This is a genomic window from Microbacterium sp. 5K110, from assembly GCF_005774735.1.
Lineage (GTDB): Bacteria > Actinomycetota > Actinomycetes > Actinomycetales > Microbacteriaceae > Microbacterium.
Genome location: NZ_VBUM01000060.1, coordinates 1 through 22,523, shown reverse-complemented (window position 1 = coordinate 22,523; position 22,523 = coordinate 1). Strand labels below are relative to the sequence as shown.

Below are 22,523 nucleotides of genomic sequence, written 5' to 3'. Positions count from 1 at the left end.
GCGTACCGGGGGTGCCCGGCGTACCGGGGGTGCCCGGCGTACCGGGGGTGCCCGGGGTTCCAGGTGTGCCCGTCTCGGAACCGACCGTCGTGCTGTCGCCGATGACCGAGACCGCGTTTCCGCCGATGGTGACGGGGAGGCTGATCGGAATGATCAGCTGGTTGCCGCCGAGGATGCTGTCGCTGCCGTCGGTGGTCACGCCACCGATCAGGCCGCCTGAGCCGCCGCCGGTGGTGGTGGCATTCTCGGAGGTGCTGTCACCGACAACCGAGACCGCGTTGCCGCCGATGGTCACGGGCAGGCTGATCGGAAGGACCGCCTGGTTGCCGCCGAGGATGCTGTCGGATCCGTCGGTCGACACGTCGCCGACCGCTCCGCCCGTGGTGCCGGCGGTCGTGCCGGCGTCCTCGGTGTGGCTGTCGCCGATACCGGAAACCGCGTTGCCGCCGATGGTGACCGGCAGGCTGATCGGAGCGATCAGCTGGTTGCCGCCGCCGAGGCTGTCGGTGCCGTCCGTCTCGACGTCGCCGACGCTGCCGCCCGAGGTGGAGCCGCCGGTGGTGGTGGCGTCCTCGCTGTGGCTGTCGCCGATGACCGAGACGGCGTTGCCGCCGATGGTCACGGGAACGGACACGGGCAGGACGGCCTGGTTGCCGCCGAGCACGCTGTCGGTGCCGTCAGTCTCGACGTCGCCGGCGCCGCTCGAGGTGGAGCCGCCGCCGGTGGTGGTGGCGTCCTCGGTGTGGCTGTCGCCGATGACCGAGACGGCGTTGCCGCCGACGGTGACGGGAGCCGAGACCGGAGCCTCGGCCTGGTTGCCGCCGCCGACGCTGTCGCTGCCGTCGGTGGTGACGTCGCCCGAGCCGCCCGAGGTCGAGCCGCCCGAGGTCTCGGCATCCTCTGTGTGGCTGTCACCGATGACCGACACGGCGTTGCCGCCGACGGTCACGGGCACGTCCACCGAGACGAGGCCCTGGTTGCCGCCGAGGAGGCTGTCGCCGCCGTCGGTGGTGACGTCCGGCGCCGGCTGCGACGCGGGCACCGAGGTCGTGGCATCGGAGGAATGGCTGTCGCCGAGGAGCGACACGGCGTTGCCGCCGAGGGTGACGGGCAGGTCGACCGAGATGATCGCCTGGTCGCCCGAGAGGAGGCCGTCGGTGCCCGACGTCTCCGCGGCATTGGCCATGCCGGTTCCGACGACGGCCAAGCCGCCGCCGATCAGCGCGCCGAGGATGGCGCGCGAGTAGATCTTGCGCATGAGAGTTCTCTCCTGAGGTGTGAATGAGGTGCGCGAACGCGCGGGACCGTGTGTCGTGCCGGAGCACGACGCGGCCCGCCTCAGTCAGGAGAGACGTCGGTGGCGAAGGTAGGTGCGCCGGGGAGATCGTCGTCGACGAGTGCGCTGCGAGAGAGAAGAACGAAGGTCGGCGAGCCCGCGCGGTCATCGAGGCGCGCGGCCGCGGGGGCGGCTCCGCCGGACGGCACAGATGCCGAAGACGAGCCCGGGATGCCATCGCCCAGGGCGTGCGAGACGGGCGATCCGGCGGGCGCGGGGGAGCCGCTGGCGTGGACGGAGCTCTCGCCCGGACCCGACGACGCCGAGGCGGCGAACGCCGCGGCCGCCGCACGGACGCGCTCTGCGGGGGAGCCGTGCGCGACGGTGGTGGCCGCGGACGTGGGTGCCGTGGCATCCGTCGTCTCGGGCTGCGCGGGGACCGCGGTGCCGTCGAGAGGGGGGATGCCAGGAGTCGGCGTCGCGGGAGCGGAAGGGGCGACGGGGTCGATGACCTCGTTGACCGTGCCGCCCGGGATCGTGGGCAGCAGGGGGTCGGTGGCCCCGGGCGTCCCGACGACGGCAGGGACGACCTCGTCGACCGTGTCGGCCACGCCCGTGAGCACGTCGTCGAGGCCGACCTCCGAGACGATTCCGCCGACCACGGGCACCGAGACGACGGTCTCGACGACGGGGGTCACGACGGTTCCGACGACCTCGGCGTCGGCGACCTGCGACACGGTCTCTGTCACGGTGTCCACGGCGCTCGCCGCGGTGTCGTCGACGCGGTGGACGACGGTGTTCACGGCATCCACCGTCGTCTGCGTGACCTCGGTGACGGGCCGGCGGACGGGTTCGGGAACGACGGCCGTGACGGGAGCGGTGACCGGCTCGACGGTCTGGACTACGGATGCCACGGTGTCGTCGACCGTGCCGACGAGGCCCTTCACGGTGCTCGTGGTGTCGTTCACGGTGTCGGAGATCGCGCCGAGAAGGCCAGAGGGGGAGTCGTCGTTCGCCGACGCGGACGAGGTCGAGAGAGTCAGCGACAGGATGACCCACGCGAGGGCCGCGAGGAGTGAGAGGCCGAGCAGGCGGAGCGCAGGAGGTGCGCTTCGCCGGGCCACGGCATCCATATCTGACTCCCCACAGTCGATCGACACTCGTCTATGACGTGCCTATGACGCGCGACTCTACGCCGCTCGCCGAACGAAGGCCAGAGTCTCAGCGAACCCCCAGTTACCAGCCGGTGACCAGCGGGGAAGCGACCGACACGCCGCATGCGAACGTGACTTGACAGCGAGCGCGGTTGTCAGTAGCTGACCGGCGCAGTTATCCCCCGAGTTGTACACATGTTCTTGTCAAGTCCGAGAACCTTCAACTCGTCCTTCAAACAGGATTCCCCCAGCTTTCCTGTGGATAGATAAATGCCTGGTCGTGGACGCTTTTCAAAACGGGATTCCACATGATCCACGGAGTTGTCCACAGCAGTTGTGCACAGCAATCGCGGCGTTTCTCGCAAGCTGTCCACAGAGTTATCCACAGGGCTGTTTGCGTGGAGGAGGGGTGGTCCTTAGCGTGGGTGCATCCCATCGGGCACACCTGTCACCATCCGCGCGTCGATGTCGGAACTTGGTGATTCGATGCTGCTCGAGGTCGTCGTCTCGACCCACCCGACGTGATCCGTTGCCGGACGTCGTCGATGGGGCGAGTGCGTCCGAAAACTGAGAAGGAGTGCCTGTGTCGATTGCCGACATCGCCAACGAGCGTCTCGGGGGACCCCAGCGTCAGGAGCGCACGCCGCCGCACGACATCCTGGCCGAGCAGAGCGCCCTGGGCGGCATGCTGCTGTCGAAAGACGCGGTGGCCGACGTCATCGAGACGCTGCGCGGGCCCGACTTCTACGTCCCGAAGCACGAGCTGATCTTCGAGGCGATCCTCACGCTCTACTCGCACGGTGAGCCGACCGACGTCGTCGCCGTCACCGACGAGCTCATCAAGACGGGTGAGCTGCAGCGCGCCGGCGGAGCCGACTACTTGCACACGCTCACCTCGATCGTGCCGACGGCGGCCAACGCCGGGTATTACGCGTCGATCGTCGCCGAGCGTGCGCTGCTCCGCCGCCTGGTCGAGGCCGGCACGCGCATCGTGCAGATGGGCTACGCGGGCGAGGGCGACCCGACCGAGCTCGTCAACAGCGCCCAGGCCGAGATCTACAACGTGTCGGGCGACGACAGTGCCGAGGACTACATCCCCCTGACGATGGCGGTGGATGCCGCGGTCGAAGAGATCGAGGCTGCTCGCGGTCGCGACGGGTCGATGACCGGCATTCCGACCGGCTTCGCCGGCCTCGACCAGCTCACGAACGGTCTGCACCCGGGCCAGATGATCGTGCTGGCCGCGCGTCCCGCTATGGGTAAGTCGACGCTCGCGCTCGACTTCGCTCGCGCCGCCGCGATCAAGTCGAACGCGCCCTGCATCTTCTTCTCACTCGAGATGGGGCGCAGCGAGATCGCGATGCGTCTGCTGAGTGCCGAGGGGTCGATCCCACTGCAGAGCATGCGCAAGGGAACGCTCGACTCGCGCGACTGGACGACGGTGGCCTCGACCCGCGGTCGCATCAACGACGCCCCCCTCTACATCGACGACAGCCCGAACATGACGCTGGTCGAGATCCGGGCGAAGTGCCGTCGCCTCAAGCAGCGCGAGGGGCTGAAGATGGTGGTCATCGACTACCTGCAGCTGCTCACAAGCGGTAAGCGCGTGGAGTCGCGCCAGCAGGAGGTCAGTGAGTTCTCGCGTGCGCTGAAGCTGATGGCGAAGGAGCTGCAGGTTCCCGTCATCGCGCTGTCGCAGCTGAACCGTGGTGCCGAGCAGCGTGCCGACAAGAAGCCTGCCCTGTCCGACCTGCGTGAGTCGGGATCGATCGAGCAGGATGCCGACATGGTCGTGCTCCTCCACCGAGAGGCCGCGTACGAGAAGGACTCGCCGCGTGCCGGTGAGGCCGACCTGATCGTGGCGAAGCACCGTAACGGCCCGACCGACACGATCACCGTGGCGTTCCAGGGGCACTACTCGCGGTTCGCGGACATGGCGCCGGGGATGTAGTCGGGGCATCGAAGCCGCTCGGTTGCTTTAGTGCTCGGAAAATTACATTTAGGTGTAATATTCAAAGCGCCGATGGGAGGTGGCGCGATGCGAGCTGTAGATGCGCTGGAGGCCCTCGAGCTCGCGGGTTCTACGCAGCGCGGTCTGGTCACGACCGCTCAGGCGCGCGAAGCGGGTCTGGCCGGGGTAGATCTGACACGCCTTGCCGACGCCGGCCGGCTTCTTCGCGTTCGCCACGGCGTGTACGTACTGCCTTCAGCGGGCGTGGATCGCCTGCAGCAGCTGCGGGCCGCATGGTTGGCAGCCTCGGCGAACGGCGACGTCGTTGTCTCGAGGGCGTCTGCGGCGGCTGTGCATCGCCTCGGCGACCTCGTCCCCGCGACGCATGAGTTCACCGCGGCCGTGCGCAGACAAAGCACGCTGCCCGACGTTCGTTTCCACCGCGCCGCTCTGAGCGACGACGAGGTGGTTCTGGTCGATGGCCTTCCCGTCACGAGCGTGGTGCGCACTGTCGGCGATCTCGCCGCGTCGTCGCTGGATTCGGATCAGCTCGCGCGTGTGCTGTCCGATGCAGTCGAGCGCCCCGGTGTGGGTATGGAGGCTCTTGCGACCGCGCTCACACCCCATGCTGCCCGGTACGGATTCGACTCGGGACGCGCATTGCTGGCGGGGATGGCACCCGGGTACCTCGCTGCGGCGCTCCGCGGTGTTGTTGACGAAGCCGTGATGCTTTCGAGCCAGTTTCGACAGCAGGCGCTGGATCTGCTCGAAGAGCCGGGCGGCTCGAACGCGCTCCTGGCACTCGTCCACGACCGGCTCGCTAGAGGCAAGTCACCCGTGCGTGAGGACACCTAGTGGCGCCGACAGCAGTCGAACTTGGCCGCCTTGCTCGTTCGCTCGGCGCGAAGCTGAACGCGAAGGCCCGCCAGCGGGGCGTCGCAGCGGATGTTATCCGCAAGCAGTACGTCTTCACGCTGTTCCTGAGCAGACTCTTCGACGCGGACCCGCAGCCGCCGTGGGTGCTCCTCGGGGGGAACGCACTGCTCATCCGAACGGGTGGAGGACGTTTCACACAGGACATCGACCTGGCCCGTCAGAGTGCATGGACAACGGGCGAAGACGTGCGACGCGAATTGCAGTCGCTCGCTGACGCACCGGCTGCTCGGGACCCGTTCACCTTCGTCATCGCCTCGGTCGAAGAGCACTCCGAAGTGGACCCGTTTGGCTATGGAACGAAGACGGCAAACGCCAAGGTGCAGGCTCGACTTGGTTCACAGGTCTTCGAGGCATTCACGATCGACCTCACGGAGCGGCGTCATCTCGACGTGCCCGTCGACCGAGTGCCACTCAGGGCGGTCATCGAGCACGAGACTTTGACCGACCTTCCGTCGGTGCCGACGACTCCGCTGGAGAATCACCTGGCCGACAAGGTGTGCGCCATGTATGAGTTGCATGGCCGCGGGGGGACATCTCCGTCAACTCGCTACCGAGATCTCGCCGACATCGTCCGCATCTTGGATGCCGGTCCCCTGAACGCTGCACGTTTGATCACGGTGCTGCGCCGTGAATCAGGTCGACGCAGGATGACGTTGCCAGACCGTCTGGTGGCGCCGTCAGATCAGTGGCGCGATGCTTTCCCGCGCCAGGCGAGAACGTTCGCCGAATACCCGAGCCGGCTCTATCCGCTCGATGCGTCTTTGGACGAGGCCCGTGCGTGCCTGGATCCGATTCTGTCGGGTGAACGAACGTCCGGTACCTGGAATCGAGAAACGCGGTCCTGGTTCGAGTGAGTCGGGTGGGTCGCACCTACTCCACCCAGAACCCCACCGCGCACAGCAATCGCGTCTCCTCGTCCGCGCCGGCGGGCGGCTCGATCGCGGGCGGGAACACGCCCCACTGCCGCCACTCGTCGGCGTGCGGCACGACGTGCTCGTTGAGCCCGGCAATGAGCTCGGGGGAGAGGTGGAACGGGATGCCGAAGTGCTTCGCGATCGACCAGGCCTGGAACGCGCGGTAGGTCGACATGTGGGCGAAACCCTCGGCCGCGGGGTAGTCGCCGTAGGTGAACCGGAACGTCTCCGCGAAGTCGCCCGCGCGTACGGCGGCGGTGGCCGCGTCATTCAGCGCGTCGTAGGACGCGATCGGATCGTCGCCGAGCAGGTCGGCGTCGGCGTACGGATCGCCGTCGGCGGCGGCGCGTCCGGCGATCACGTCGGGGATCCACGCTTCGTCGTAGGCGTGCCGGCCGATGATGCCGAGCAGCGTCGGCGACTCGAGCTGGCTCCACTCCTTTGGAACAGGGGCCGAGAAGTCGGCGGGATCGATGCGGTCGATGACTTCGCGAATGGCGGCGTCGGCATGGAGGAAGAGCTCGTCCGGTTTCATGGCGCCGACGGTACTCCCGGTCACCGACATGAACCAGGAGTACGGGCGAGACCTAGCGCCCACGGCGACCCTCGGCGACAGGCGCGGAGGTCGCCCGTGCGATCCGGCAACGAATCGGTAACGACCTTTTGCGTCAACGCGTTTGACGCTCCTACGGTCACATCAAACGTTTGACGCGGGTTCTCACCGTAAGCGTCAAACGATTGATGTCGAAGGAGCCGTCGTGATCACGTTGAAAGACCTCGCTGCTGCGGTGGGCGTATCGCCCTCCGCCGTGTCGCTGGTGCTCAACGACCGCCACGTCGGACGAGTGAATGCGACGACAGCGGCCCGCATCCGTGTGATGGCTGCAGACATGGGGTACATCCCCAACCAGCTCGCGCGAGGACTCAAGACCAAGCGCACGCACACGATCGGGGTGTTGTCCGACCAGGTCGCCAGCGTGCCATTCGCCGGGCGGATGCTCGAGGGGGTGCAGAGCGAGGCGTGGGACAGCGGTTACCTCGCGATGATCATCGACACCACCGATCGCGCCGAGATGCTCGACCAGTCGTCGCGCGCTCTGCTGCAGCGCGACATCGACGCCGTGATCGTGGCAGCGCAGTTCCATCGCGAGGTCGGGCTCCCTGTCATCCCGCCGACCCTGCCGGTGGTGGTGCTCGACGGGTTCGCCGCCGCCAACGCTGTCGCGGACGGCGTGGTTCCCGACGAACGCGGCGCCGCCTTCGACGCCACGACCCACCTCATCCGACACGGCCACACACGGATCGCGTTCTGCACGGTGCAGAGCGGAACGTTTGTCGCCACGGAACTGAGGCGCGCCGGATACCAGGACGCCCTCGACGCTGATGGCATCCCGGGCGACGCGTCGCTCATCGTTGAGCTGCCCGAACCCGCGACCGCCGCAGCGTATGCGCCGGTCCGACGGCTCCTGGAGCGATCCGACCGGCCGTCCGCCGTGTTCTGCTTCTCCGACCAGATCGCCTTCGCGGTTTTTCAAGCGGCGACCGATCTCGGCCTGCGCATCCCCGACGACCTGTCTGTCGTGGGCTTCGACGATCAGCTGTTCATCGCCGACGCCTTGCGACCGGGGCTCACGACGATGCGCCTGCCCCATCACGACATGGGCGCATGGGCGGCCCGCCGGGCGATCGACCGCATCCACGGCAACGTGTCGGCGCCACCCGGCGTGACGACATTGCCGTGCCCCCTCATCGAGCGCGGGTCAGTGGGGCCTCCGCCCCGAACGTAGCCACCACCCCGAACCGTCCGACCGTGCACGCGCATGGCCGGTATCCGGCGCGCCCGCGAACGCGGCCGCCCCCATTAGAGGAGAGAAATGAAAGCGACCAAGCGCAGTGCGGCGCGTGTCGGACTCGGCATCCTCGCCGCGACCGTCGTGTCCGTCTCACTCGCCGGATGTGCCGGCTCCGGCGCCGACACCGGCGACAACACCTTCACGATCCTGCAGTACGAGAACCCCGACACCGCTCAGGGACAGGGCTGGGCGCTCGCGCTGCAGTTGTTCAAGGAGAAGCACCCCGATGTCGAGGTGGACTATCAGACCACCAGTTTCGACGCGGCCCGCCAGAACTCCAAGATCACGCTCACCGGTGGCAGCGTCCCCGACGTCATCGAGTTCAACAAGGGAAACGCCGATGGGGGCCAGCTCGCGGCTCAGGGGCTGCTCGAACCCCTCACCGACGTCGTCGCCGAGCGCGGCTGGGACGAGAAGATCACCGGCGCCATGCAGGCCTTCGCCCAGTACGACGAGCAGGGACTGGCCGGATCGGGCGACTGGTACGGCATCCCGAACATCGGCGAGTACGTGATGTTCTACTACAACAAAGACCTTTTCGCGCAGGCGGGTATCACGGAGGAGCCGACCGATCTGGCGAGCTTCGAGGCCGCCATGGACAAGTTGGTGGCCGCGGGGATTACCCCGATCTCGTCGTCGGCCGCCACGAGCCAGGGCTTCAACCAGATGTGGGTCTGGTACTCGCTCGTGTCGGCGGGGGCCGACCGAAAGTCGATCGACGACTTCATGTTCCTTCGTGAGCCGGTGGATTTCTCAGCCTCGCCCTGGATCGACGGCGCGAAGAAGTTCGAATCGTGGATCGACAAGGGGTACGTCGGCACCGAGCTCGGCGGACTCAACTTCGAGCAGGCGACCGTCAATTTCTTGAGCGGCGAGAAGGCCATGCTGATCTGGAACCAGGGCGAGTTCGCGCGCATCCGCGAGCAGGCGCCCTTCGAGTGGGGCTACTTCACGCTGCCCGGCGCGAACATGCAGATGGGCTCGAGCGGCCACCTCTGGGGTGTGCCCGCCAACGCGACCAACAAGGAGCTCGCGTACGACTGGATCGACATCACGCTCAGCGAAGAGGTGCAGAACAAGATCGGCCAGCTCGGCGGACTTCCGCTCGCCGGTGACGCCTCCACCATCGAAGACCCGTTGACGCGCGAGTACACCGAGCGCTTCAACGAACTCCTGGATGCCGACACTCTGAGCTTCTACCCGGACTACCCCGTGCCCGGCTTCCTCGACTTCATCCAGTCGGGGATGCAGGCGATGTCCAACGGCAACACCTCTGCCGACGAGTGGACCGCGAACCTGCAGAAGTTCTACGACGAGGGCCGCGAGACCGCGCTCGCCGGCTGACCCCCGGGCCCGCCCGCTGGCGCGGGCGGGCCCCCTTCCCGGAGACACCACACCATGAGCGACACCAAGCGCGCCTCCTCGGAGCGACGGGGCACCTACTGGCTCTATCTCTTACCCCTGGCGGCCGGGTTCCTCGTCGTCGTCGCGGCGCCGTTCGCGATGAACGTCTACACGAGCCTGTTCCACTGGAAGGGCGGGCAGAGCCCGATGCGGTGGGCGGGGCTCGAGAACTACGCGACCCTCCTCGCCGATGAAACGTTCTGGCGCTCGTTCCAGAACAGCATCGCGATGATCGTCGCCATCACCGTCATCCCCACCATCATCGGCATCCTGCTCGCTGCCCTCCTGTTCGACTATCTGGGGCGCCGCTTCGGAGATCGGGCGATCGCTGTGTTGCGGGCGACCTACTACCTGCCGCAGATCCTGCCGATCGCGGTCGCGGGGTTCATCTGGTCGACGATTCTCAATACGCAGCAGGGCTCATTGAGCGTGCTGCTGAAGAGCATCGGGATCGCCTCGCCGCCGGACTGGCTCGGCGACCCGGCGATCGCGATCTACTCGGTCATGCTCATGCTGGTCTGGCTGCAGATCGGCTACCCGGTGGTCATCTTCATGTCGGCGTTGCAGCGCGTCGACCCGGAGTTGTATGAGGCGGCGGAGCTCGACGGTGCCGGGTGGTGGCGGCGCTTCCAGGCGATCACCATTCCGCAGATCCGCCCGGAGATCTTCGTCGTGGTCCTGACGGCGACCATCGCCGCGCTCAAGGTCTTCGCTCCGATCCTCATCCTCACCGGGGGAGGACCCGAGAACTCCACCGTGGTGCCCTCGTACTACGCGTATCGCAGCTTCTTCGAGCTGTCCCGCGTGGGCTACGGCTCCACCATTGCCACGGTCATGTCGGTCGTGATCTTCATCGTCGCCGCGGTGATGCTCACCTGGCAGCACCGCGAGAGCCGGAAGGAACGCCGCTGATGTCGGCCACCATCACTCACCGCACCCCTCGCCGGAGCCTCGCGAACTGGGCGATGCTCGTCGTCGCAGGTGTCGTTGCTCTGCTCATGGCGGCTCCGTTCCTGTTGCTGGTGCTGAACGCATTCAAGACCGGGGCGGACTATTCCACGAACGGTCCGTTGGCGTGGCCGACGACGTTCACGTTCGACGCCTTCGCCGACTACCTCGGCCGCGTGGACTTCTTCCGGGCGCTGTGGAACTCGATTCTCAGCTCCACGGTGATCGCCTTCGCCGGCACCGGGCTCGCGCTGCTCGCCTCGTACGCGATCGGCATCGGTCGCATCCGGGCGAGCACGGCGATCACGGCGCTGCTGCTGGTGGCCACGATGGTGCCGCACGAAGCGCTGATTTACCCGCTGTTCTACGGCGCGCAGGCCACGGGCACGCTCAACTCGATCTGGTCGATCATCATCGTGTTCGTCGTGCTGTGGGCGGCGTACGGCACGTACATCCTCTCGAGCGTGCTGTCGACGTTCCCGCGCGAGGTGTTGGAAGCGGCAGCGATCGACGGTGCGGGGCGCTGGCGCATCCTCTGGACCGTGGTGTTCCCGATCGTCCGGCCCACGCTCAGCGTGCTCGTGGTGTTCATCTTCATCTGGTCGTGGAACGAGTTCTACATCCCGCTCATCCTGCTGGGCGACCCCGCATCGCAGACCGTTCCCATCGCGCTCTCCACACTCCGCGGGCAGCACTCGATCGACATCACCGTCGTGAATGCGGGATCGCTGCTGTCGCTCATTCCCACCCTCGTCTTCTTCCTCCTCTTCCAACGGACGATCAGCCGCGGTGTGACCGCGGGTGCCGTGAAGTAACTCGACACGAAAGAATCACCATGCCCACGCAGTGGAACAGCCTTCGCAACGACGGAACCCGACGCAGCCGCGCCATCAACGCCGAGAACCCCGACGGGGCGCCGGGCGCGGCGGGGTCTGCGAGCTCGCACCTCGGCCCGGGCCGCAAGGGAAGCGCCTGGTACGCGTTGCCGGCCGGTGAGACTGTGGTTCTCGCCGACATCACCGGTCCCGGGGTGATCCGTCACATCTGGATCACCGTGACCGACAAGACGCCCGCGGGTCCGTTCGTGCTGCGCGATCTCGTGCTGCGCGCGTTCTGGGACGACTCGCCGCACCCGTCCGTCGAGGTGCCGCTCGGCGACTTCTTCTGCAACGGCTTCGGCGAGCGGGCACTGGTCACGTCGGAGCCGATCGTGGTCGCTCCCACCGGCGGCATGAACTCGTACTTCCCGATGCCGTTCCGCACCGGCGCGCGGTTGGAACTGCACAGCGAGCACGGCGGCGACCTGGGGCACGTCTTCTTCCAGGTCGACTACACCACGGGCGACGACTTCGACGAGTGGCCCGGCTACTTCCACGCGCAGTGGCGGCGGAGCAACGGCACGACGGCCCTCGGCGAGGACCACGTCATTCTCGATGGGGTCCGCGGAACTGGCACGTACGTGGGCACGTACGTCGCGCTGACCTCGCTGCACCGGTATTGGTGGGGCGAAGGCGAAGTGAAATTCTTCGTCGACGGCGATACCGATCTGCCGACGCTCTGCAGCACCGGCCTCGAGGACTACGCGGGCGGTGCGTGGGCATTCCAAGACGCGCTGCGGGCCGACCCGGAGCCCCGCGCGCTCACCTTCTCGGCGCCGTACTTCGGTTACCCGTTCGCCAGCGCGGTCGACACCACGCGGGCGTCGGAGTTCACGACGGCGATGATGCCCATGCACGGCCTGTACCGCTGGCACCTGCCCGATCCGATCTTCTTCGGCGAAGACCTGCGGGTGACGCTCCAGCAGATCGGCACGTGGGATCACGGGCTGTTCGAGCGGTCGGACGACATCGCGACCACGGCGTATTGGTACCAGTCGTCGGTCGGGTCGCGTTTCCCTGAGCTGCCGCGCGCGGCCGACCGGATGCCGCGCTGAGGCGGCACGGCCGTGCGGGCCTCGGCGCTCGCACGGCCGGATCCCGGGCACCGTGGACACGACGGGTGGGGCGGTGTCATCGACGATGGGTGCTGATCGCGCCCGGTGCGGTCACCGAGATGGAGTCGATGTCGTGGATGCCCCCGAGCCGGGGCGGCATAACACCGCCCGCCGCCGGCGTACCGCCACTCCCACGACCACCGTTGAGCTGGCGCGTCCGGTTCCCGCGCGGCGGAAGCGTGTGGCGCGTGCGGAGGTGGCGGTGCCCGGGGCGTTGGCGGTGCTCGCGTCGATGCCGTCGGCGGGCGTTGCTGCTGGGGCGGCGGAATGACGTGCTGGCGTGGAATCCGCTCGGGCATGCGTTGGTGGCGGGGCATCTGGCGTTCACGCATCCGGATGATCGGGCGACGCGTCCGAACCAGATGCGCCTGCTCTTCTCAACCGGCACACGCGTGAGCTGCATCGCGACTGGGCGGACGAGGCGGCGTCGGCGGTGGCGTCGCTGCGGTATGTGGCGGGGCAGTATCCAGACGATCGCGCGCTCGCCGAGCTCGTGGGGGAGTTGTCGATGAAGAGTCGGGAGTTCGCGCGCCTGTGGGCGAAGCACGACGTGCGGTTGTGTTCGAACGGAACGAAACGGCTGCACCACCCGCAGGTGGGCGACCTCGACCTGCATTACGAGCTGCTGCACCTGCCCGACAGCAACGGCCAGCGGTTGCTCACGCACACGGCGGCGGTGGGGAGCGCGGCGGCGGATGCGCTGGCGCTGTTGGGGTGAAGCACGTTGCCGGGCGCATGGATGCCGCGCCCTACCGCGGGGCTGCACGGTCAACGTCGCTCTATCCGGAACGCGAGGGTCTGAAGATGGTCGTCATCGACTACCCCGGTGAGGCGGATCTGATCGTGGCGAAGCACCGTAACGGTCCGACGGACACGATCACCGTGGCGTTCCAGGGTCACTACTCCCGGTTCGCGGACATGGCGCCGGGGGTGTAGTCGGTTCTTGTAGGGATCTTTCTGAAATGTCCATTTCGCAGTTGAAATGTCCACGCGATGTCCATATGGACATTTCGGACGCCGGCCGACCGTCGCGATCATGTGGGCGGCGGTTTCACAGCGCCTCAGCTTCTCTGCTGGATCGCGGCTACGCGATGTCTCCCCTTTCACGTCTGAGTGGCCATCGGTCTGATCGGGCCATGAGCAGGATCAGTTTCGCGCGTCGCCCCCGCCCTCTGGTTCCGCGCTGCGGGCGTCATCGTCGTGGCAGGCTTCTTCGCGTCGTTGGTTACCGGTGTCTGCTGCCCCGGCGCCCCCGCCAGCGGAACATCGACGTGCGGAACGTTCGAGCGCTTGACCGCCGGGATCGACAGATCACGTGGCTCTGGCTCGCACGGACGGTCATCGTAGGCGCCATCGCGGCGCTCGAGGTGGGCGTCTTCGGTCGAGTCACCCTTGGCCGACTTCCTTGCGGGCATGGCACTGTTCGGGAGCTCGAGCGGACGCAGGGAGGTCATGAAATTGCCTTTCGCGGATAGCGGAGGCGATGAACGCTGCGTTCACCTATGGTTGGGGTCGTGGTCGCATTGCGCCCATACGATGTGCGGCGAACCCGAAAGGTGATCACCGGCTACATGAACTCGCCCCTCAACGAGCCGCCGCTCGGCGGAACCATCGACCACATCCTCTCGATCCTGCCGTCGCTCGTACCGAGCGCGCAGCGCGTCGCCCGCATCTGCGCCGAGCGACCCCACGACGTGGTCGACATGTCGGGCGCCGACCTCGCCGAAGCCGCCAACACGTCGCCGGCCACCGTCAGCCGCACCGCCCAGGCGCTGGGGCTGCGCAGCTTTCAGCACCTGCGCATGCTGCTCGTGCGTGACCTCGCCGCCGACGCCACCGCCGCGCCCGACGCACCCGCCGGCACCGAGGGCTTTCTGCGGTGGCTGGCCGAGGGGCGGGTGGGATGCTGCAGACCGCGCTCGCCTCGATCGACCCGGTCGCGTTCGACGCCGCTGCCGACGCCATCGCCCGCGCGCCGCGCCTGCTGATCTCGGGCACCGGCGCCTCGCACGCCGCCGCCCAGGCGTCGGCCGTCGCGTTCGCCGTCAACGGCCGGCCCTGCGAAGCGCCCGCTGACGGCGTGGTCGCCCACCTCACCGCCCGCGTGCTCGCCCCCGGTGATGTGTGCCTCATCGTCAGCTCGAGTGGCGCCAACTCGGTGACCCTCGCGGTTGCGGACGCCGCCGTCGACGCCGGCGCCACCGTGATCGGGGTCACGAGCTTCGCCCGTACCCCGCTCACCACCCGCGCCGACCACCTGCTCGTCGCCGGTGCGCGCTTCCAGGCGTGGGATCAAGGCATTCTCGGCAGCGGGCTCGTACAGCTGCTCGTGCTCAACGCCCTGCAGATCGCCGTCGCCGACCGCATGAGCGACGCCGCCGACCGCGCGCGCCTCGCGGTGCGCGAAGAGGTGCTCGACATCGTCGCCGACGACGGCTCCGACGCCGAGGCATCCGACGTGCCAGACGTTATCGACCACGGCGATGGGCGTTGACACTCCGTTTGCAGGAAATTCACTTTCCTCGATTGCAATAGCTCTGCAAGCGGATTTCGCGGGAAGGCCCCGGTTCGTCAGGTCGCTTGCAGAAGGCGACTCATGGGAACGATCCAGCTCTCTGGTGTCGGTCGCTCCTTCAAGAGCACCGCCGCCGTCAGTGATATCGACCTGATCATCGAAGACGCCGCCGCGCAGATCACCGAGTCCACCGGTGCCCCCTCGATGAGCGCGTCGTGCGTGATCACCGGCGGCAGCTGGTGCATGCAGGGCCTCTTCCTCTCGAACGGCGCCCAGGTGCTGAGCGATGACCGCACGACGATCGAGTTCGGCTCGGACGCCGCGATCGATACGGTCGCGACCTTCACCGAGATGTACGAGGACGGCGTGCTCACCAACGAGGACTTCACCAGCCAGTACGAGGCGTTCGCGCAGGGGAAGACCGCGATCCACGTCAACAGCTCGGCCCTGCAGGGCGCGTTCATGATGGGCGCCGAGGCCGGTGGCTGGACCCTCGACGCTCACACCCTGCCCGCGTTCGGAGACCAGGCGGTCGTGCCCACCAACTCGGGCTCGTTCCTCGCGATGTTCGCCACCGACCCCGCCAAGCAGGCCGCCGCGTGGGAGCTCATGCAGTTCATGACCAGCCCCCGCGCCTACGAGATCATCTCGACCCAGATCGGGTACCTACCGCTGCGCAGCAGCATGGCCGACGAGGGCGGACCGCTCTATGACTGGGTCGAAGCCAACCCGCTCGTGAAGCCCAACCTCGAGCAGCTCGACGCGCTCGAGCCGTGGGTGTCGTACCCCGGCGACAGCTACGCCCAGGTCGACCAGGTGCTCGCCACCGCCATCGAAGACGCGGTCTTCTACGGCGCCGACCCGGCCGCCACTATGACCGAGGCCGCCGAGCGCGCGCAGGGGCTGATCGAATGACCATCGACCTCGACCTGACGCCTTCGGCGACGGATGCCGCGGCCGCTTCGTCGCCGGATGCCGCGACCGCGGCGCCTCGTGAGCGTCGCCACGCCGTGGCCGGCCTCTACAACCTGCGCGACACCGGCGGCTACCGTGCAGCCGGCGGCACCAGCCGGTGGGGCAAGCTGCTGCGGTCAGATGCTCTGCACCGCATCGACGCGACCGGTCGCGACCGGCTGGCCGAGATCGGCGTCGCCCACATCATCGACCTGCGCGGCGGCGACGAGCGCGCCACAGCGCCGAGCGCGGTCGACGGGCTCGAGGTCACCGTGCACCACCTGCCCGTGTTCGACGACGCCGACCCGGCCGCGCAGGCCACCACGCACGTCGGACTCGTGCCCGTCTACGACCACATCGTCGACGAGCGCGGGGCGCAGCTGGTCGACGCGATCCGGGTGATCATCGCGGCTGACGACGACGACGCGGTGCTCGTGCACTGCACCGCCGGCAAAGACCGCACCGGTCTCGTCGTGGCCTTCGCGCTCGCCGCCGCCGGGGTCGACCGCGACGACGTCGTGGCCGACTACGCCGCCACCGCCGAGAACCTGCGCGGCGAGTGGTCAGACGCGATGACCGCCGTCTTCGAACAGCGCGGCATCGAACTGACCGCGGGAATGGTCGAACTCATCACCGAGAGCCCCGCCGAGGTGCTCGAGGCGCTGCTCGAGCGCATCGACCGCGAGCACGGGTCGATCAGCGCCTACCTCCTCGCCCACGGACTCACCCCCACCGAGCTCGAGCGTCTCACCGCCGTGATCATCGACCCCGCCGCCACCGCGGTCTGATCGGAAGGAACACACACCATGTCGCACATCGCGAGCCAGCATCCCGCTCCCGAGCACTTCATCCTGCATGTCTCTGACACCCACTTCGTGGGCGACGGCGACCTGCTGCACGAGCGCATCGACAGTGACAAGAACCTCGCAGAGCTGTTCGACGGCTTCACCAAGGCCAACGCCCGCCCCGAAGCGATCGTGTTCACCGGCGACCTCGCCGACACCGGCCGCCCCGACGCCTACGAGCGCCTGCGGGCCATCGTCGAGCCCGCCGCCGAGAAGCTCGGTGCCCAGGTGATCTGGGTGATGGGCAATCACGACGAGCGCGTCGCGTTCCGCCGCGGCCTGCTCGACGAGGAGGCCGACCAGTCCGAGCCCGTCGACCGCGTCTACGACGTCAACGGTCTGCGCATCATCGCGCTCGACTCGACGGTGCCCGGGCAGCACCACGGCGAGATCAGCGACGAGCAGTTGGCGTGGCTGCGCCGCGAGCTCGAAGTCCCCGCGCCCGACGGCACCCTCATCGCGCTGCACCACCCGCCCGTGCCGAGCCCGATCGGGCTCATCGCCCTGGTCGAGCTGCGCGACCAGGAGCGCCTCGCCGAGGTCATCCGGGGCACCGACGTGCGCGGCATCCTGGGCGGTCACCTGCACTACTCGACCACCAGCACGTTCGCGGGCGTGCCCGTGTCGGTCGCGTCGGCGACCTGCTACACGCAGGACCTCGCCGTCGCCTACCCCGGTGCCCGCGGCCAGGACGGCGGCCAGTCCTACAACCTCGTGCACGTCTACGGCGACCGGGTGCTGCACTCCGTCGTGCCGATCGGGCAGTTCCCGACCGTCTACGAGATGACTCCCGAGATGCTCGAGGCGTTCATGAACATGACCCCCGACGAGCAGCTCGCCGCCGTCAACGCGTCGGCGGGAGAGTAGTCAGCCCGTGAACAATAATGTCTCGTATCTACATCTCCTCGAACGGAGCAGTTCATGACGGATTCCACGCTCGGCGCAGTCTCTGCGACCGCGATCACGAACACCAGGGTCTTCGACGGACACAGTCTGAGCGCCCCCACGACGGTCGTCGTCCAGCCCGACGGGCGCATCGGTGACGTATCAGCGGATGCGGTCGTCGTCGGTGCCGCTGTCGTCAACGCGGAAGGTACGGTGCTCCTTCCTGGCCTGATCGACTGTCACATGCACCTGAAGGGGCGCGAGTCCCTCGAGACGCTCGCCACGTACGGTGTCACCACCGGCCTGGACATGGCGACATGGCCCGCATCACAGTTCCAGTCGTTGCGGGGACTGAGGGGAGTCGCTGACTTCCGCACCGCCGGCATGGCGGCGACATCTCAGGGCAGCACGCACAGCCGCATTCCGACCTATCCGGACGTCGCGCTGGTCGATTCCCCCGACAAGGCGGAGCGGTTCGTCGAGGTGCAGGTGGCAGACGGGGTGGATTACATCAAGATCATCGCCGATCTGCCCGGTCCCACCCAGGACGTGCTCGATGCACTCGTGGCTGCTGCGCACGCGCGGGGGCTCAAGGTCATCGCGCACGCAGCCCTGTACGAAGCTGTGCGTATGAGCCTCGCTGCGGGGGCCGACATGATCACCCATGCTCCACTCGACCGCGCGCTCGACGATGCGACGGCTGAGACGATGCTCGCCCAGGGCACGGTGTTCATCCCGACCTTGACGATGATGAAAGGCGTCGCCGCGAATCTCACCGCAGCGGGCGTTCCCGGTGTGAGCTATGCACACGCCCACGAGAGCACGCGCGCGATGCATGCCGCGGGCGTTCCGGTCCTGGCCGGCACCGACGCCTACATCGGGTCCTTCACACGGGCATCGCCGCCATACGGCGAGAGCATGCACGACGAAGACGCCTACATCGGGCTCCTCGAACGGGCAATGCCGCCATACGGCGAGAGCATGCACGACGAACTCGCTCTGCTCGTGGACGCCGGCCTGTCAACAGCCGAAGCGCTGCGCGCTGCCACCTCGACGGCCGCGCACGCGTTCTCACTCGACGATCGGGGGGCGATCACCCCCGGATTGCGAGCCGACCTCGTGCTGGTGGACGGCGATCCGCTCACCGACATCGCTGCCGCGCGTCGCGTTCTGCGTGTGTGGTGCGGCGGCATCGAGGTGTGAGGGCGTCCTCTCGACCGCGGTGTCACTCCACGGCGGTGTTCGCGCCGTGGTGCCACGCGAGCACCCGGTTCTCGACGACGATGAGCAGCAGGTTGAACACGTACCCGAAGATCCCGATGAGCACGATGCCCGACCACATGTCCGTGATCGCGAACGACCTCTGCGACTGAAGAACGAAGACGCCGATCCCGTTGCCTCCCGCCATCATCTCGCTCACGACGACCATGATGAGCGCGAGCGAAAGACTCGTGCGCATTCCGGCAAAGATCTGCGGAGCTGCCGCGGGAAGTGCGACCTGCAACTCGTAGCGGAACCAGTGGATGCCGTACACCCGGGCGGTCTCGCGCAGTCCGGGGTCCATTCCTCTGATTGCAGCTTCGGTATTGAGGAGCACGGGCCAGAGGCAGATGAAGGTGATCAGAATCACCTTCGCGGTGTCGTCGAGGCCCAGCACGATGATGACGAGGGGAATCAACGCGACCGCAGGGATCGCGCGCAGGAACTCGAGCACGGGTGCGAACATCGCCTGGAGGCGGTGCGCCTGACCGAGAACGAACCCCACGACCACGCCGATGACCACAGCGCCGATGAACCCGATCATCATCCTGGAAAGACTCGGCAAGACGTCGCTCGCCATCCGCGCGAAGAGCCAGTTCTCCTGGAAAGCGACTAGGGCGTGTCTCCCAAAGGTTTGGGCTGGTCGCTGGAACGCTCGGTGTGTGTCTCGAACGGAGTTGCTGACTGATGCGCAGTGGGAGCTGATTGCTCCGTTGATGCCGTCCTCGCAGGGGCGTCGTGGTCGGCCGTTCGCCGATCATCGCACCGTGGTGGAGGGCATCATCTATCGCTACCGGACCGGGATCGCGTGGCGGGACTTACCCGGGTGCTTCGGGCCGTGGCAGACGGTGTGGAAGCGGCACCGCCGCTTCAGCGGTGATGGGACGTGGGACAAGATCCACAGCGTCCTGCTGGCCCATGCCGACGCCGCCGGGCTGATCGACTGGGAAGTCTCGGTGGACTCCACGATCAACCGCGCCCATCAGCACGCCACCAACCTGCCCCGGGACACAGGGGGACCTGACGAATTACACGAATCTGCGCATCGAGCCGCCTGATCACGCCATCGGCCGCTCCCGCGGCGGCCTGTCGACGAAGATCCACCACCTGTGCGACGGGAACATGCGGCCGCTGGTGATGCTGCTCGGGCCCGGGCAGGGCGGGGACTCCCCGATGTTCGAGCACGTGATGAACGCCCTGCGGGTACCGCGCCTGGGTGGGGGCCGGCCACGCACCAGGCCCGACCGGGCGCTGGGTGACAAGGCTTACTCTTCCCGGGCCAACCGCAAGCTGTTGCGCCGGCGCGGCATCCAGGCCGTCATCCCCGAACGCGATGATCAGATCGCCAACCGCAAGCGCCGCGGCGCCAAGGGTGGTCGCCCGGTCACCTACGACACCGAGGCCTACAAGCGCCGCAACGTCGTCGAGCGCGGATTCAACATCTTCAAGCAATGGCGCGCCTTGGCCACCCGCTACGACAAACTCGCCCTGACCTATCGCGGCGGCGTCGTCCTACGCGCCATCACCATCTGGCTCAAGGCTTTAAGAGACACGCCCTAGCGCCCGGGTATTGTCGGCACGATGCCGTTGCCGCGTATCCGTTGTTGAAGGGGTGAGTATGTCTGCTGTTGTTGCGCGACTTGACGTGGACCTCACGGATATTGAGTGCATTGTGAAGGTCACGCGGCCACTGGTCGGAGTACCGGACTCCGTGAACTGGACGGAGTTGCCGTCGGGCGTCGCGAAGATCTCCGCTGACGCGACGTTGTACATCTTCGATGACGACGACGAGGGGGAGCCGGAGCGTCGTGTCATCGCGCGCGCTACTGCGTACACCGTCGACCTCGACCGGGTGGGTGACGTCGTTGACGTGTTCGATCAAGTAGGCGGCGAAGCATTCGAGATCACCGAGTCGATTCTCGGTGATGAGAACGTCTTCGAGTGGCTCGACTCCCGCGATCCGCTGGTTGGCGAGCAGGTGTCGCAGCTCGTGATCGTCGAGGGCGTCTTTGTGGAGCCACCGTACCGGGGTCAGCGCCTTGGTCCACGTCTGCTCACGACGCTGGTGGAGACGGTGACCGGCACGGGGAGGGAGACTCTCATCGTTCTCCGCGCGCAACCGGTGCCGTGGGAGCACCTGTCCGAGATCGAGTTTCGGCGCTCCCGAAAGAAGGTCGCTGCGTCGTACGAAAGCGTCGGGTTTGCGCACTTCCGGGACAACATCTATTGGCGTCACAACGCGTTCGTCGGGACCGAGAACCTCGAGGCGTGAGTCACGCCCCCGGGTATTTGGGAACCTTCAGGTCGACCTCCCCGGCCAGGTGGCGAGCGTCGTCGGGCGGGTCCAGTTGCGGCGGGCGGTGCGCTCCGTGGTGAGATCGTGCGGAGCGGCAACGATCCACACGGTCGCTTCCCGCGTCGATCAGATCCGACGAGCCCTCACTGACTATCACCACGATGGCTCACCAACGTCTACGACGAAGACAACCCGGCCGGATCCTCCACCACACCAGGGGACAGGACCATCAATCAAGAAGGGTTTCTCATGCAGTCAGCGCCTCGAGGATGAGACCGCGCACGTGATCAAAGTCGAGGTCGGCCGGAAGCTGGAGCCACGCGTTCTTCTGACCCTTGTAGTGTGTCCCGACGCCGGCGTCAACGAGAGCCGCCGTGCGCATTGGGTCAAGCTTCACCACCACCTGCCCGCCGCTGGTCATGGCGCGCACGGCGCCACTGCTGCTTCCCGAGACGATGAGACTGCCGCGGTGGTTCCGTGACACACCGTCAAGCGCAGTCATCTCGTGAGCGATCGTGTCGAACACTTCATCCCCAGTCATCACGGTTCTCCCTTCATGCGCGGTCGACGACCCCAAAGCGATCCCTACAGGTGGCCCTCAGAAGAAGTGTCCCACTCAGGCTCCTTCACGCGGAAGACCACGGCGCGCAACGCTTCGGGCGCAGAGCTGCGGATCAAGGCCGCCGGGTTACCGGCTCGCAAAACGTTGGAGGACTTCGATTGGGATGCGCAGCGGAGGGCGCTCGCAGACCAGTTCTGACGACCGACAGCAGTTCATCGTCAGCCGGTTCCTACAGATGTCACGCTCCGAGTTGTCCATTTCGCAGGGGAGATGTCTACGCGATGTCCATATGGACCTTTCGGGGCATTGGGGCGAGTCGCTTCGGTGGGATTCGCAAAAAACGTCGAGACGCCGACTGACCGGCGCTCGTAGATTCGAAGCGTGTCCTCAGTCGTCCTTCCACTCACCGCTCAGCGGCATGCGGAACGTGTGAGCCGGGCACTTCACTGGATGGAGGAGCGTCTCGAGGAGCCGGTGACCCTCGCCGAGATCGCGGCGGTCGCTGGTCTTTCGCCGCATCACTTTCACCGCGTCTTCCGTGCGGTCGTGGGTGAGAACCCGAAAGCGCACCTGCGCCGGTTGCGGCTTGAGCGAGCGGTCTACCGACTCAAAGTCAGTACGGACACGGTGCTGCACATCGCGTTGGAATCGGCCGCGTCCGTTTGAGTGGTGGTCTTTCGCTTCGTTGCGATGATCAGCTGTCGTTAGTTTAGGCGGCGGTGATCTCGGGGAGTATCACCGCCTCGTCGATGGTGGGGGTGGTCGCGGTGAGCTCGG

24 protein-coding genes and 2 pseudogenes are annotated in these 22,523 nt (G+C 67.1%); 19 read left to right on the top strand and 7 right to left on the bottom strand.

Features of this window, described 5'->3' with window-relative positions:
* Positions 1–1,258, bottom strand: a 1,258-nt coding sequence (locus tag FE256_RS12935; protein WP_138176253.1) for a hypothetical protein, incomplete at its 3' end; no start/stop codon positions are given.
* Positions 1,259–1,338: 80 nt separating this feature from the next.
* Positions 1,339–2,409 (bottom strand): hypothetical protein, encoded by a 1,071-nt coding sequence (locus FE256_RS12930; RefSeq protein WP_138176251.1) that lies wholly within the window; start codon positions 2,407–2,409, stop codon positions 1,339–1,341.
* 604 nt (positions 2,410–3,013) lie between these two features.
* Here FE256_RS12930 and dnaB point away from each other — a divergent pair.
* Positions 3,014–4,381: a replicative DNA helicase gene (gene dnaB / locus FE256_RS12925; RefSeq protein ID WP_138176249.1), complete on the top strand. Its 1,368-nt coding sequence runs from the start codon at positions 3,014–3,016 to the stop codon at positions 4,379–4,381.
* Between the two features lie 48 nt (positions 4,382–4,429).
* Here dnaB and FE256_RS18510 read toward each other — a convergent pair whose 3' ends face one another.
* Positions 4,430–4,618, bottom strand: coding sequence for a hypothetical protein (locus FE256_RS18510; RefSeq protein WP_252371017.1), 189 nt, complete (start codon positions 4,616–4,618; stop codon positions 4,430–4,432).
* On the opposite strand from FE256_RS18510, the gene FE256_RS12920 reads away from it, so the two are divergent.
* A complete protein-coding gene (locus FE256_RS12920) occupies positions 4,559–5,236 on the top strand; it encodes a type IV toxin-antitoxin system AbiEi family antitoxin domain-containing protein (RefSeq protein ID WP_354646057.1) in 678 nt (225 codons plus the stop codon). The genes FE256_RS18510 and FE256_RS12920 overlap by 60 nt on opposite strands.
* Positions 5,236–6,171: a nucleotidyl transferase AbiEii/AbiGii toxin family protein gene (locus FE256_RS12915; RefSeq protein WP_138176245.1), complete on the top strand. Its 936-nt coding sequence runs from the start codon at positions 5,236–5,238 to the stop codon at positions 6,169–6,171. The genes FE256_RS12920 and FE256_RS12915 overlap by 1 nt, the downstream gene beginning before the upstream one ends.
* A 16-nt stretch (positions 6,172–6,187) precedes the next feature.
* Here FE256_RS12915 and FE256_RS12910 read toward each other — a convergent pair whose 3' ends face one another.
* Positions 6,188–6,766, bottom strand: coding sequence for a hypothetical protein (locus FE256_RS12910; RefSeq protein ID WP_138176243.1), 579 nt, complete (start codon positions 6,764–6,766; stop codon positions 6,188–6,190).
* Positions 6,767–6,989: 223 nt separating this feature from the next.
* On the opposite strand from FE256_RS12910, the gene FE256_RS12905 reads away from it, so the two are divergent.
* From FE256_RS12905 to FE256_RS18675, 7 genes and pseudogenes are all read left to right on the top strand, one after another.
* On the top strand, positions 6,990–8,018 hold the full coding sequence (locus FE256_RS12905; RefSeq protein WP_138176241.1) for a LacI family DNA-binding transcriptional regulator: 1,029 nt from the start codon (positions 6,990–6,992) through the stop codon (positions 8,016–8,018).
* Positions 8,019–8,105: 87 nt separating this feature from the next.
* Positions 8,106–9,428 carry an ABC transporter substrate-binding protein gene (locus FE256_RS12900; RefSeq protein WP_138176239.1) on the top strand — a complete coding sequence of 441 codons (1,323 nt, stop codon included), beginning with the start codon at positions 8,106–8,108 and terminating at the stop codon, positions 9,426–9,428.
* Between the two features lie 54 nt (positions 9,429–9,482).
* Positions 9,483–10,400: a carbohydrate ABC transporter permease gene (locus FE256_RS12895; protein WP_138176237.1), complete on the top strand. Its 918-nt coding sequence runs from the start codon at positions 9,483–9,485 to the stop codon at positions 10,398–10,400.
* The gene (locus FE256_RS12890; RefSeq protein WP_138176235.1) at positions 10,400–11,251 is read left to right on the top strand and encodes a carbohydrate ABC transporter permease; all 852 of its coding nucleotides are present in this window, start codon (positions 10,400–10,402) and stop codon (positions 11,249–11,251) included. The genes FE256_RS12895 and FE256_RS12890 overlap by 1 nt, the downstream gene beginning before the upstream one ends.
* Positions 11,252–11,271: 20 nt before the next feature.
* A complete protein-coding gene (locus tag FE256_RS12885; RefSeq protein ID WP_138176233.1) occupies positions 11,272–12,369 on the top strand; it encodes a glycoside hydrolase family 172 protein in 1,098 nt (365 codons plus the stop codon).
* A gap of 445 nt (positions 12,370–12,814) precedes the next feature.
* Positions 12,815–13,147, top strand: a pseudogene (locus FE256_RS18505) (MmyB family transcriptional regulator); the annotation flags it as partial.
* A gap of 107 nt (positions 13,148–13,254) precedes the next feature.
* Positions 13,255–13,365, top strand: a pseudogene (locus FE256_RS18675) (DnaB-like helicase C-terminal domain-containing protein); the annotation flags it as partial.
* Between the two features lie 167 nt (positions 13,366–13,532).
* Here the strand turns inward: FE256_RS18675 and FE256_RS12870 are convergent.
* Positions 13,533–13,883 carry a hypothetical protein gene (locus tag FE256_RS12870; RefSeq protein ID WP_005052795.1) on the bottom strand — a complete coding sequence of 117 codons (351 nt, stop codon included), beginning with the start codon at positions 13,881–13,883 and terminating at the stop codon, positions 13,533–13,535.
* A 117-nt stretch (positions 13,884–14,000) separates the two neighbouring features.
* On the opposite strand from FE256_RS12870, the gene FE256_RS12865 reads away from it, so the two are divergent.
* The 6 genes from FE256_RS12865 (at position 14,001) to FE256_RS12840 (ending at position 18,831) form a co-directional block, all read left to right on the top strand.
* Positions 14,001–14,417, top strand: a complete 417-nt coding sequence (locus tag FE256_RS12865) for a MurR/RpiR family transcriptional regulator (RefSeq protein ID WP_165801295.1) — start codon at positions 14,001–14,003, stop codon at positions 14,415–14,417.
* The gene (locus FE256_RS12860; RefSeq protein WP_005052796.1) at positions 14,333–14,923 is read left to right on the top strand and encodes an SIS domain-containing protein; all 591 of its coding nucleotides are present in this window, start codon (positions 14,333–14,335) and stop codon (positions 14,921–14,923) included. Before FE256_RS12865 ends, FE256_RS12860 begins: the two co-directional genes overlap by 85 nt.
* Before the next feature lie 102 nt (positions 14,924–15,025).
* Positions 15,026–15,859: an extracellular solute-binding protein gene (locus FE256_RS12855; protein ID WP_005052797.1), complete on the top strand. Its 834-nt coding sequence runs from the start codon at positions 15,026–15,028 to the stop codon at positions 15,857–15,859.
* Positions 15,856–16,686, top strand: coding sequence for a tyrosine-protein phosphatase (locus FE256_RS12850; protein WP_005052798.1), 831 nt, complete (start codon positions 15,856–15,858; stop codon positions 16,684–16,686). Before FE256_RS12855 ends, FE256_RS12850 begins: the two co-directional genes overlap by 4 nt.
* An 18-nt stretch (positions 16,687–16,704) precedes the next feature.
* On the top strand, positions 16,705–17,610 hold the full coding sequence (locus tag FE256_RS12845; protein ID WP_005052799.1) for a phosphodiesterase: 906 nt from the start codon (positions 16,705–16,707) through the stop codon (positions 17,608–17,610).
* Between the two features lie 54 nt (positions 17,611–17,664).
* On the top strand, positions 17,665–18,831 hold the full coding sequence (locus FE256_RS12840; RefSeq protein WP_045245739.1) for an amidohydrolase family protein: 1,167 nt from the start codon (positions 17,665–17,667) through the stop codon (positions 18,829–18,831).
* A 22-nt stretch (positions 18,832–18,853) separates the two neighbouring features.
* Here FE256_RS12840 and FE256_RS12835 read toward each other — a convergent pair whose 3' ends face one another.
* Entirely contained in the window at positions 18,854–19,435 is a 582-nt protein-coding gene (locus tag FE256_RS12835) for an ABC transporter permease (protein WP_005052801.1), read from the bottom strand.
* 169 nt (positions 19,436–19,604) lie between these two features.
* On the opposite strand from FE256_RS12835, the gene FE256_RS12830 reads away from it, so the two are divergent.
* Positions 19,605–20,448 (top strand): IS5 family transposase gene (locus tag FE256_RS12830; protein WP_241186004.1). Its coding sequence is split into 2 segments (ribosomal slippage): positions 19,605–19,910 and positions 19,912–20,448, totalling 843 coding nucleotides; the frame shifts between segments, so codons are not numbered across the junction.
* 151 nt (positions 20,449–20,599) lie between these two features.
* Entirely contained in the window at positions 20,600–21,160 is a 561-nt protein-coding gene (locus tag FE256_RS12825) for a GNAT family protein (RefSeq protein ID WP_138176231.1), read from the top strand.
* A 271-nt stretch (positions 21,161–21,431) separates the two neighbouring features.
* Here FE256_RS12825 and FE256_RS12820 read toward each other — a convergent pair whose 3' ends face one another.
* On the bottom strand, positions 21,432–21,728 hold the full coding sequence (locus FE256_RS12820; protein WP_171024331.1) for a hypothetical protein: 297 nt from the start codon (positions 21,726–21,728) through the stop codon (positions 21,432–21,434).
* Positions 21,729–22,196: 468 nt separating this feature from the next.
* On the opposite strand from FE256_RS12820, the gene FE256_RS12810 reads away from it, so the two are divergent.
* A complete protein-coding gene (locus FE256_RS12810) occupies positions 22,197–22,412 on the top strand; it encodes a helix-turn-helix domain-containing protein (RefSeq protein ID WP_005055296.1) in 216 nt (71 codons plus the stop codon).
* Positions 22,413–22,523: the final 111 nt, after the last annotated feature.